This is a genomic window from uncultured Sphingomonas sp., assembly GCF_964244235.1.
In the GTDB taxonomy this organism is placed as follows: Bacteria; Pseudomonadota; Alphaproteobacteria; order Sphingomonadales; family Sphingomonadaceae; genus Sphingomonas.
Window position 1 is genome coordinate 1 of record NZ_CAXTII010000092.1, and the last position, 10,492, is coordinate 10,492.

General features: G+C 64.4%; 8 protein-coding genes. 4 read left to right on the forward strand and 4 right to left on the reverse strand.

All coding sequences use genetic code 11. The features are described 5' to 3' along the window. Positions 1-40: 40 nt before the first annotated feature. Entirely contained in the window at positions 41-1,528 is a 1,488-nt protein-coding gene (locus tag ACFE7D_RS12645; RefSeq protein ID WP_375395774.1) for an anti-phage dCTP deaminase, read from the reverse strand. A 312-nt stretch (positions 1,529-1,840) separates the two neighbouring features. On the opposite strand from ACFE7D_RS12645, the gene ACFE7D_RS12650 reads away from it, so the two are divergent. From ACFE7D_RS12650 to ACFE7D_RS12665, 4 genes are all read left to right on the forward strand, one after another. Continuing rightward, entirely contained in the window at positions 1,841-2,017 is a 177-nt protein-coding gene (locus tag ACFE7D_RS12650; RefSeq protein ID WP_375395775.1) for a stability determinant, read from the forward strand. 469 nt (positions 2,018-2,486) lie between these two features. Then, a complete protein-coding gene (locus tag ACFE7D_RS12655) occupies positions 2,487-3,776 on the forward strand; it encodes a hypothetical protein (RefSeq protein WP_375395776.1) in 1,290 nt (429 codons plus the stop codon). Beyond that, positions 3,773-4,126, forward strand: coding sequence for a hypothetical protein (locus ACFE7D_RS12660; protein ID WP_375395777.1), 354 nt, complete (start codon positions 3,773-3,775; stop codon positions 4,124-4,126). The genes ACFE7D_RS12655 and ACFE7D_RS12660 overlap by 4 nt, the downstream gene beginning before the upstream one ends. Positions 4,127-4,345: 219 nt before the next feature. After that, on the forward strand, positions 4,346-6,286 hold the full coding sequence (locus ACFE7D_RS12665) for a prolyl oligopeptidase family serine peptidase (RefSeq protein ID WP_375395778.1): 1,941 nt from the start codon (positions 4,346-4,348) through the stop codon (positions 6,284-6,286). 7 nt (positions 6,287-6,293) lie between these two features. Here the strand turns inward: ACFE7D_RS12665 and ACFE7D_RS12670 are convergent, their stop codons facing one another. From ACFE7D_RS12670 to ACFE7D_RS12680, 3 genes are all read right to left on the reverse strand, one after another. Continuing rightward, complete coding sequence (locus ACFE7D_RS12670; protein WP_375395779.1) at positions 6,294-7,340, reverse strand: cell wall hydrolase; 1,047 nt, start codon at positions 7,338-7,340, stop codon at positions 6,294-6,296. A gap of 106 nt (positions 7,341-7,446) precedes the next feature. Beyond that, positions 7,447-10,275: a M16 family metallopeptidase gene (locus ACFE7D_RS12675; protein WP_375395780.1), complete on the reverse strand. Its 2,829-nt coding sequence runs from the start codon at positions 10,273-10,275 to the stop codon at positions 7,447-7,449. 8 nt (positions 10,276-10,283) lie between these two features. Continuing rightward, positions 10,284-10,492 (reverse strand): hypothetical protein (locus ACFE7D_RS12680; RefSeq protein ID WP_375395781.1); only part of this gene is annotated, 209 nt, incomplete at its 5' end.

Genomic DNA, 10,492 nt, shown 5'->3' on the forward strand with positions numbered 1-10,492 from the left:
CACGATGAATCATCTCACGGCGCGATAGCCAAGCCCTTTTTCAGCAGGCTGTTAATGCCTTATCGAATTCCGATGACGCTGTCATCTCTAGAGGCCGGTAATATGGGAAGAAACTCAAGAATGTCGGTATGGCTTGTAGTGGATTCCACGAAATTGCTGTTCCATCATCGTTTTTGCGTTTTGACGTCTTTCGAAACGCAATTCTAAATCCGTTCGGGGTAACACCTTTTAATGTTTCAAATGTAACTTTGTTAGGCTGTAGTCCCTGGTCGATTGAAACTGAATCGGGATAAAGTTCATCGACTAAGCTTTTTGAATAAGGTTGAACATAGACAACACGCTTTATACCAGATGCTATAACTAGCTTTGTACAAAGATGGCATGGCATAGTTGTACAATAAAGAGTGGTGTCTTGAGTACTTTTCCTCGTTCGCGCCGCATCCGTGATAGCATTCATTTCAGCATGTACCACGCGACCATATTCGATTACATCACTGATCATCGATCCCCGTAAAGGGGCGTCCTTTGCCTCAAGAACTTGGAAAGAAAGTCTTTCGGGTGATAGGTTGCGATACTTGTCGGCTAGCCAAGTCTTCTGCAATCTAACAAGATCATCGCGAGCCATATCCTGTTTGACTTGCTGATTCGAGTCTTGGCCCAAGGCGTAATCGCGATGATCACAATCTGAGTCTTGCCAATATGTCCCGCCTCCTGCTTTTGGAACTTCATTGCATCCAAGAGCAACGACTTCGCAATCATCTGTAAAAATGGCCGCTCCTACTTGCCTTGAAAGATCAAGCGATCGGTAGGATGCCGCATTTGCAAAATAACTACAATATTCGTCTTTTGACGGTGATACGAACGGATGGCCAAAGTAAATATCAATAAGTCGATCTGCGGACTTGGTTAGGGTTGATAAATCAGTGCAATCAAGAACGAAATCAGCATGTTGATAGCATTCCATAACTCTTTGCCCACTTGGCATATCCTTTTCATTTTCATCAATAGACATGATCTTGAGTGCCATCGATTCAAGTTCCGTTTTATTTGTTCCTCTGTTTGTTTTAAGTAACTTTTTTACCAGGTAGTCTTTTCTATTTTCTTTTGATGAATAACACGACAAAAACATCGCGTTACGACCAAAAACCTCCTTTAGAGTACGGATCTCTTCAGGGCGTTTTATCTGACGAAAAATATGTGCAACCTTTTCAGGTATTTCGTCATCCATACCGCGAGATTGATATAATTTTAAGTGCTCAATGCCGTACAATGCAAGAATATCGTTTCTTCCCGCATCTCTGCAAAGACGATCACCCGCTTTAATAAGCTTATCATATCGGTCATATTCATCAGTAAATTGAACATGGTATTTATTGCCAAGCTGACTGAATATCGAAGTAAGCCTGATATTATTTGCTTCATAATCAACGCGTTGTAGGGCGTGTGCTAACGTTAATTCGACCGAATCTAGGTTGATTCCGATGGGAGCTATTAGCCCAAAAAAGACTTCTCGTTTTTCGTCAGCCATTTGATGGATCGCCTGATATTTCTTGCTGCCGAACGCATCAGAGCTAGAGTCAGGAGTCAAGGTGTGGCAGGTTTACGAGATAATGATTGAGGTAGATTCGATGACCGACAAGCAGGAAAACGGCTCATGGTTGGTTGCCTCCCTGAGCCACGCCGAGAACCGGCATCAAGACCTTCCGATATCAATCCGGTCTAGGTCTCTTTCTGCGTCCAATTCGAGGGCTAAGGCGCAATCTGCGGGATCAAATAAGCGATAATTTTGTTTTTTTAGCCCGGTACCATCTTCTGTCCGGTCGCAACGAGAGTTTGATTTTTGGCCGACCTCATTCCAAACAAGCCAAAAATAACAGCCCGTGAGGATGCTGCGGCGCATGACGAGTGGTTCCGCGCTAAGGTCAAGCGGGCAATGACGTCAAAGGGGCTAGGCGTCCCACACGATCAAGTGATGGCGATGGCGCGAGCTAGAATCGATCAGCACAAGACGAAATGACGTTACGGACTGAAATACTCGCCGTCCTGCACGCGCGGCAGCAATATCCCTGACCGGCGATGCTGAGTTTCAGCCCTCCCGCCACCACGACGACCGGGTACTCCGCTCTGGCGAGCGTCCTACGGTCGGCGGGAGGGCCTACTTCCCGGTAGTCGTGACCCGGGGGTTGGTCGGATGCGCGAGATAGCTGGGGCGCCGCAAGCGGAGAAGGATCGCATCTGAACGCATCGCCGCGGCGAAGCCGCGTCGTCGGTCGTCGCTGTAGCGACGCCGGCCGGCCCTGCGCGCGGCGGGGCCTCGCGATCAGCTTCGCTAATTTCTCGGGCGCGCAGGGGCTGTCCTACAGCCCCCGTTTCCGCATACCTGCCGAGTCCTTCTCGCAACGAAAGGACATCGCCATGGCCCCGACCGCCCGACCGCTCCCTTCCAACGGCACCCCCCTCCACCCCGCCCACCGCGGAGCCGCGAAGTGAACGCCCCCGCCCGCTTCGCCAGCGACGGGAACGAAGACGGCGCCTACACCCTCGAATCCCCCGCCACGGACGCGCAGGGCCGCTCCCGGCAGGACGGCTGGACGCCCAAGCGGCAGCACACCTTCCTGACCGCGCTGGCGGAGGGGCATACCGTCGAGCAATGCTGCCGTTTCGTCGGGCTGACCGTCAGTTCGGCCTATGCGCTGCGGCGGCGCGCGGCGGGGGCGGCGTTCGCGCTGGGGTGGCAGGCGGCGGCGTTGCTCGCGCGCGATACCTTCGCCGATACGCTCGCCGCGCGGGCGATCGACGGACAAACGGAGACGATCACCCGGCCCGACGGCAGCGAGGTGACGCGCCACCGCTACGACAATCGCCTGGCGATGGCGATGCTGACCCGGCTCGACAAGCTGGCGGCGGCGGAAGGGGGCGAGCGCACGCACCATGCCGCGCGGCTGATCGCGTCCGATTGGGAAGCGTATCTCGCCGGGATCGAGCGGGGCGGCGGCCCTGCCCGCGCCGGGCTGTTCCTTGGCGCGCGGGTCAGCGCGGCGGCGGATGTGGAGGCTGAGGGGCCCGATATCGGCCCGCTGGTGGCGCTGGCGCGCGCGGATCGCTTCGTGCGGACGGGGGCGGCGATGCTGGACGAGCTGGACGTGGGCGACCTCGATCCGGCGGATCGCGCGGCGTGGGACGCGGCGGACTGGGCGCGGGCGGAGGCGGCGGGGCTGGTCGTGCTGGCCGCGCCGCCGCGGGCCGAACTGGCACCGGCCGAACCGGTGCGGGTCGCGGCGGATACGAAGGCGCATGGCACGCCTCCACTTCCTCCACTTCCGCCGCGGCACGACGATCGGTCCGGGCCGATTTGGTGGGACGACGAGCGGGGTGAATGGCTGACCTGCTTCCCGGTAGCGGAGGGCGCGGGCTGGCCGGACTATGAGCACGGGGGGCCGGACGACGAGGAGGGGGACTATGAGCGGTCGCTGACGCCCGACGAACGGGTGGCGCTGGAGGCGGCGCGCGCGGCGCTGCTCGACGATCCGCTGCCCGATCCACACGCCGAGCGCGATGCGTGGTTCGCCGGCCTGGCGGCGGCGGTGGCGGCGGCGGAGCGGGGGGTGGAGGCAGAGCCGGGGGCGGAGAGACATTACGCCGATCTCTCGTTCCCCCGCGAAAGCGGGGGCCCAGGGGCCGCAAGCGACCATCCGTGTGACCCTGGACTCCCGCTTTCGCGGGAGAACAAGAGGGCGGAGGAACGGGCGGATGGCCCGGACGTTTCGGCAGGATGAGCAAGAGAGACAGTCACGGCCGCTTCAAGGCCGATCGCCACCATGCCCGCAACGTGACCATCGGCGCGACCGCCGCGCTGGGCTCGCTGGCCGCGGGCGTGGTCGCCGCGTTCCACTTCGGCAAGGCGGCCGCGCCCGGCAATGCCGAGCATCCCGCGCCCGACCTCGCCCCCGACGCGCCGCCGCCCGGCCGCGACGCGCGACGCGCGCCCGAGGCGTTCCGGCCCGACCCGACCGCGGCGGTGCCGGCGTCCGAGCGCGAGGGCCTGCGGCCTGCGACCGCGCCCTCGCCGAGCATGGTGGCGGATCGCGGGGCGATGCGGAGCGAGACCGCGCCGGTCAACGGGTAGGGGTGGGTCCGGGGGCGGACGATGCCTTCATCCCCACCCCGGCGGAGGCCGGGGCCCGGTTGGGTAAACGATCATGGCATCGGGAAGCGCTCCCGACGCAAACCTCGGCGACTGGGCCCCGGCCTTCGCCGGGGTGGGGAGAAGGGACCGCTGGAGGCTACTCGCATCCCGGTGGCGCATTCGCTAGGCTACCGGCATTCTGACGATATCGGAGTTTTCATGCGCGCCAAGACGTTCTCCTTCGCCACCATCCTTCTGATCGGCACCGCTTCGCCCACGCTGGCGCAATCGGTGCACGGCTATGGCGGGCTGGCGCTGTCCCCCGCCGGAGACCGGATCGCGACGGTCGAGGCACCGGCGAGCGACGCGAAGGGCCGGCCGCATGAGGCGATCACCTGGCGCTCGGCGACCGACGGCCACGTGCTGCGGACCATCGATCCGTGCGCGACGTGCAGCTATTCCGGACTCACCTTCGGGCCGGATGGCGACCTGGTGTTCCTGGCGCGCGACCGTGCCGCGGGGACGGTGATGCTGGAGATTGCGGGTGCAACGGCGGTGCGGACGGTGGCCACGGTGAAGGGCATCGCCTCCACCCCGCGCATGTCCCCGGACGGCAAGCGGATCGCGTTGCTGGTGACACTCAACGCCGCGAAGGAAGCCGGGGCGACGCAGGCGGGCGTGCGGCAGGTGGGCGAGATCGGCGAGGCGAACGACGAACAGCGGTTGGCGGTGTTCGACCTGACCGGGCCGGCGGTGGCGGCGGATGCGGTGCGGCCGCTGTCGCCGGCGGGCCGCTATGTCTACGAATATGACTGGATGCCCGACAGCCGCGGCGTGGTGGCGACGACCGCGCTCGGCAATGGCGATGCGAACTGGTGGGTGGCGACGATCGATTCGATCGACGCGACGACGGGGGCGGTGCGGCCGATTGCAAAGCCTGCGGTGCAGGTCAACTACCCCCGCGTCTCGCCGGACGGGAAGACGGTGGCCTTCGTCGGTGGATTGATGAGCGACAACGGTTCGGTCGGCGGCGATATCTGGACGGTGCCGGTGACGGGTGGGAGCCCCTCGAACCGGACGCCGGGCTACAAGGCGACGGTGACCGCGCTCGCCTGGACCGCGGGCGGTATCCGGGCGACGACCCTGTCGGGTGCAGATGCCGCGGTGGTGGCGTTCGATCCGACCAGGGGCACCAGCGTGCTGTGGAGCCGCCCCGCCAGCGTCTCGGCGGGCGATGGCCGGGTAGCGTACAGCGCCGACGGCAGCCGGGCGGCGGCGGTGGTGCAGGATTTCGAACATGCGCCGGCGATTTATGCCGGGCCGGTGGCGGGGCTGACCGCGATCACGCATGACAACGACGCGGTACCGGCGGGCACGGTGGCACGCAGTATCACCTGGAAGGACGACGGCTACACCGTGCAGGGCTGGCTGCTCGCGCCGGTCGGGGTCAGCCTTGCGGCCAGGGCACCGATGGTCACGATCGTCCATGGCGGTCCCGCCGCAGCCAATACGCCGTATTTCTTCGGCACCAACGGTCCGGCGTCGTTGCTGAAGGCGGGCTATTATGTGTTCCTGCCCAATCCGCGCGGCAGCTACGGGCAGGGCGAGGCGTTCACCGCGGCGAACAAGCGCGACTTCGGCGGTGGCGATCTGCGCGACATCCTGACCGGGATCGACGCGGTGGAGAAGGCCGCGCCCGTCGACGATGCGCGGCTGGGGCTGACCGGGGGCAGCTATGGCGGCTTCATGGCGATGTGGGCGAACACGCAGACCGACCGGTTCAAGGCGATCGTGGCGGGGGCGGGGCTGTCCGACTGGGTCAGCTATTACGGCACCAACGGGATCGACGAGTGGATGATCCCCTATTTCGGCGCGTCGATGTATCAGGATCCGGCGATCTACCGGAAACTGTCGCCGCTGACCTATGTGACGAAGGCGAAGACGCCGACGCTCATATACGTCGGTGAGCGCGATATCGAGGTACCGCCGACGCAGTCGATCGAATGGTGGCGGGGGCTGCAGGCCGCGGGCGTACCGACCACGCTGGTGATCTATCCGGACGAGGGCCACGGCATCCGCAGCCCCGCGAATGCGGCGGATGTGGGCAAGCGGACGATGGCATGGTTCGCGAAATATCTGGGGGAAACATCTGCGAAATAAGGGGAACTCAGCGCAGCGGCCTGCCCGAATCCTTCCACCGGTCCAGCACGGTCGAGGCTGGCGGGAGGTTGTCTGCCGGCCCCTGGGCGACCGCGGCGATCGGACGGCCGCTGTCGCGATAGGCCGGCCGGACGTCGACAGGAGCAATTGGTGCCGGTGCCGAAAGCGCAAGGACGATCGGTGGATCGGCGACTGGGCGGGGATGCGGGCCCGGAACGGGTTCGCCCCCGGCGTAATGCTGGCGGAAGGCAGCGGGCGTGCCCCAATATCCGTTCCACCGGTGGAAGAAATGTGCGCCGACCGCATCGGTCATGACGAGCGCACGGTTCCAGACCGGGGTGACGGCATAGGTGTGGTAATGCGTCGCGAGCCCGACCGGCGCGTAGACCCGCCCGGCGAGCGCGAGCACCGCGACCCGCTGCGCCCGGTCCCAGGCGGCGCGGCTCGGGATACGGGCCATCGATCCGTCGCAGGCGAAGCTGAACTGGCAGCCGGCATGGTCCGACCCCTGATAGACCACGCCGCAGACGGTGGCGGGAAAGGCGGGGTGGCGAACGCGGTTGAGGATCGTCTGCGCGACCGCCTGCTGCCCGGCATCGGGTTCGCTTGCGGCTTCGTAATAGATTGCCGCGGTCAGGCACTGGATCGCCCGCCCGCGGTCGATCGCGGCGACGTGCGTCATCGAGAAGGGAAGGGCGGACACTACACCGACGGTGCGGAGCGCGATCGCTTCCGCCGCCGCGTTCGAGATCGGCAACGGCGGCAGCGCGGTGGTGCCGGTCGTGCCATGCGACGCGGCGGGCGTGGCCGGAGCGGCGGGCGCATTGGCGTAGAGCAGGGCGGCGCCCGGGAAATGATCGTCGACTTCATAGCCGGACGAGGATGTCGCGACGATCACCGCCGGGGTGCTGCCATGCGCCGCGACGGCACGGAACGCGGCATGGGCGGAAAGCGCCAGCAGTGCGGTCAATGACAGCCCGACGAGGATCAGCCATGCGCCAAACGCCCGTCGCTGCATGACCGCGTCGATCCGCAAAACCTGTCTCCGATCCATATGCGTTGCCCTAGCCGGTCCCGACCGACAGCGCGCGCATGCTTTTCCTGGCGTCCCGGCGCGGGACGAGCGGACGGGTCGCTAAGGATCGCGCGTCATGCAGCTGTCATTGCAGTGTTGCTCCGTCCAGTTTGACGTCCGCCGCCGGAATGACCGTCAGGGTCGGGTGCGCCTTTCGCAAGGAGTCTATGAACTGCTTCGCATCGCCGACCACGACGATGCTGGCTGGGGTCGGATCGAGGAGAGCAGCGGCGGCGGATCGTTCGGCAGGGCCATCGACGCCGCCAACAAGGCCGGGGTAGCGCTGCAGTTCGTCCAGCGGCACGCCCTGTTCGACATAGGCGCTGAGCACACCAGCCATGCCGTTCGTTGTCTCGATAGTGCGGCCGAAATTGCCAACGAGCACCGCCTTGCGCGTCTGGAGTTCGTCGGGCGAAGCGGGAGCGGCGCCGATCGCGGTCATCTGATCGAGGATCAGCGCGACTACTTCGGCAGCGGACGCATTCTTGGTCTGCGTAAGGGCGGCGATCATTCCGGGCTCGCGAAGCGCCTGCACCCGGCTGCTCGCGCCATAGGCAAGGCCACGCTTGATCCGTACCTCCTGGTTCAGCCGCGATGAAAAGCCACCACCCAAAATCGTATTGGCGACGCCAAGCGGGTAATAGCGCGGATCGATACGTGCGAGCCCCGGCCGCGCGACGACCACACCCGCCTGACCCGCGTCGGGCAGATCGACGACGATCACGCGGGGGGCGGGATAGCCTGTAACCGGCGGCCGCGTCGGAGCGGCCGTGCCGTTGCTTCCCGTCCAGCCCGCAAATCGCCGCTCCGCCATCACCCCCGCCGCGGCGGGGGTGATGTCGCCCACCATCACCAGCGTGGTGGTCGAAGGACGCCAGGTCCGGGCATAGGCGTGCAGGACATCGTTGCGGGTGATGGCTTTCAGCGAAGCGGGGGTGCCCTCCATCGGCGCGCCGTACGGGGCATCCCCGAAGACCAGGTGCGCGGCGACGAGACCGGCTAGCTGTGCCGGGTTCTTCATCGCGACGGTCACGCCGTCGATCACCTGCGCGCGGGCGCGGTCGAGTTCCGCCGGGGCGAAAACCGAATGCATAGCCACATCCGCGAGTATCGTCATTGCCGGGGCGAGTTGATCCGACTTCACCGTCACGTCGATCGACACGCCGTCGCGGCCGGCATTGCTGGCGATCGATCCGCCGAGCGCCGCGATCGCCTGGGCGATGTCGGTGGCGGAGCGGGTCGTCGTGCCCTTGGTCAGCAGGTCCGCCGTCAGGTTGGCGGTGCCGGCGCGGTGCAGCGGATCGAGCGCAGCACCGCCCGATGCGACCAATGTCGCGGTGACGAGCGGCAGGTCATGCCGTTCGACGACTACCAGATGCATGCCGTTTGGCAGGACCGTCTCGACCGGATGCGGCAGATCGGCGGTGACGGCCGGCCCGACGGGCGGCGGTGCGGTGCGATCGGCCGCGCCCGCAGCCACGATGATAGGCACGTCGGCAGGCGGTGTCAGATCGGCGACGACGACATCGGCACCGACGCCGATGACGTCACCCGACGCTCCCGCCGGTTTATCCGCGTTGGAAAAATAGCGGATCGTGACTGACCTGTCGTCGCCCAGATAGGTCCGTGCGACGCGCTGGACATCAGCGGTCGTGACCGCGGCGATTGCGGCGAGCTGCTGGTCGGATGCGTGCGGATCGCCATCGATGATGACCGATGTAGCGATAGTGCGCGCCTTGCCCTCGGCGGTTTCGCGCGACTTGATCGCTTCGGTCAGGATCTGGTTCTTCGCACGCGTAAGTTCCGCCGGGGTCGCAGGCGTATCGCGGAACCGCGCGACTTCGGCCTTGAGCGCGATCTCGCCCGCTGCCGCGGTCTTGCCGCCGGCCAGGATCGCATAGACGATCAGGTTGCCGGTGCCCTTCTTCGTGTCGAGATTGGCCGCCGCATCCTGCGCCAGCTGATCGCGGTAGACGAGGTCCTGATACAGGCGCGAACTCTCCCCCGTCGCGAGGACCGTCTGCAGCACGCTCAGTGCGGGGATGTCGGCGTCCCGGTCGGGTGGGACGTGATAGGTGATCGCGACCGCGGGCAACGGCGTGTTGGGTTCGTAGACGGTGTAGGACGCGGCCCGGGTCCGAAGCGGCTCGGTAACCGTCACGCGCGGTATCGCCGTCGCCGGATGCTGGATGCCGGCGAAATACCGGTCGACCCATATATTCAGCTGTGCAGGAGCGAAATTGCCGGAAACGACCAGAACCGCATTGTCGGGTCGGTAATAGGCGGCGTGGAACGCCCGGACATCGTCGATCGACGCGGATTCGAGATTGGGGATGCTGCCGATCGTCGAACGGGCATAAGGATGCCGCGCATACGACGCCGCCGACAGATAGACCGAGAACAGCTTGCCATAGGGCCGCGCGAGTGTGGACTGGCGCAATTCCTCCTCGACCACCGCACGTTCGGACTTGAAGCTGGTGGGCTCGACCACCAGGCTGGCCATCCGGTCGGCTTCGGCAAACAACAGTCGTTCGAGGTGATTGGCCGGCACGACCTCGAAATAATCGGTATAGTCGTCGTCGGTCGATGCGTTGTTGTAGCCGCCGACATCCTCCGTCAGCCGGTCCATCTGTTCGGATACCAGGTTGCGCGTGGCCTTGAACATCAGATGTTCGAACATGTGCGCGAAACCCGACCGGCCCTTCGGATCGTCCTTCGACCCGACATCGTACCAGACCTGGATAGCGACGTTCGGCGTCGTCGTGTCGCGGATCGCGTAGACGCGCAGGCCGTTGGCAAGCGTATGTTCGGTAAAGGCGATCGGCTTGACGCTGTCCGCCGGCGCGCCCTGGGCATGGACGGGCATTGCCGCGAGCGCGCTGGCGGCGAGCAGGATTGCGCGGAACCGGTTCATGACCGCTCTCATTTCGTCGTTGAGCGGTTGGCGAACAACACGGCGGCGGCAACCGCGGCGGAACCGATGCCGACGCCGAGTCCGATCTTCGCGAGTGGCCAGGACCGGGTTTCCCTGGCGACCTTGTCCGCCACGGTCGCCGCCTGCTCCTTCGCGGCCTTGACGCTCGCGAGGATCTCGTTGGGGGTGTCAGGGTCGGTCACGCTTTTTCTCCTGT

What these genes read in the sequence shown, in the direction of transcription:
- ACFE7D_RS12645 (WP_375395774.1), bottom strand. Translation starts at nt 1,528, where the DNA reads ATGGCTGACGAAAAACGAGAAGTCTTTTTTGGGCTAATAGCTCCCATC.
- ACFE7D_RS12660 (WP_375395777.1), top strand. Translation starts at nt 3,773, where the DNA reads ATGAGCAAGAGAGACAGTCACGGCCGCTTCAAGGCCGATCGCCACCAT.
- ACFE7D_RS12665 (WP_375395778.1), top strand. Translation starts at nt 4,346, where the DNA reads ATGCGCGCCAAGACGTTCTCCTTCGCCACCATCCTTCTGATCGGCACC.
- ACFE7D_RS12670 (WP_375395779.1), bottom strand. Translation starts at nt 7,340, where the DNA reads ATGGATCGGAGACAGGTTTTGCGGATCGACGCGGTCATGCAGCGACGG.
- ACFE7D_RS12675 (WP_375395780.1), bottom strand. Translation starts at nt 10,275, where the DNA reads ATGAACCGGTTCCGCGCAATCCTGCTCGCCGCCAGCGCGCTCGCGGCA.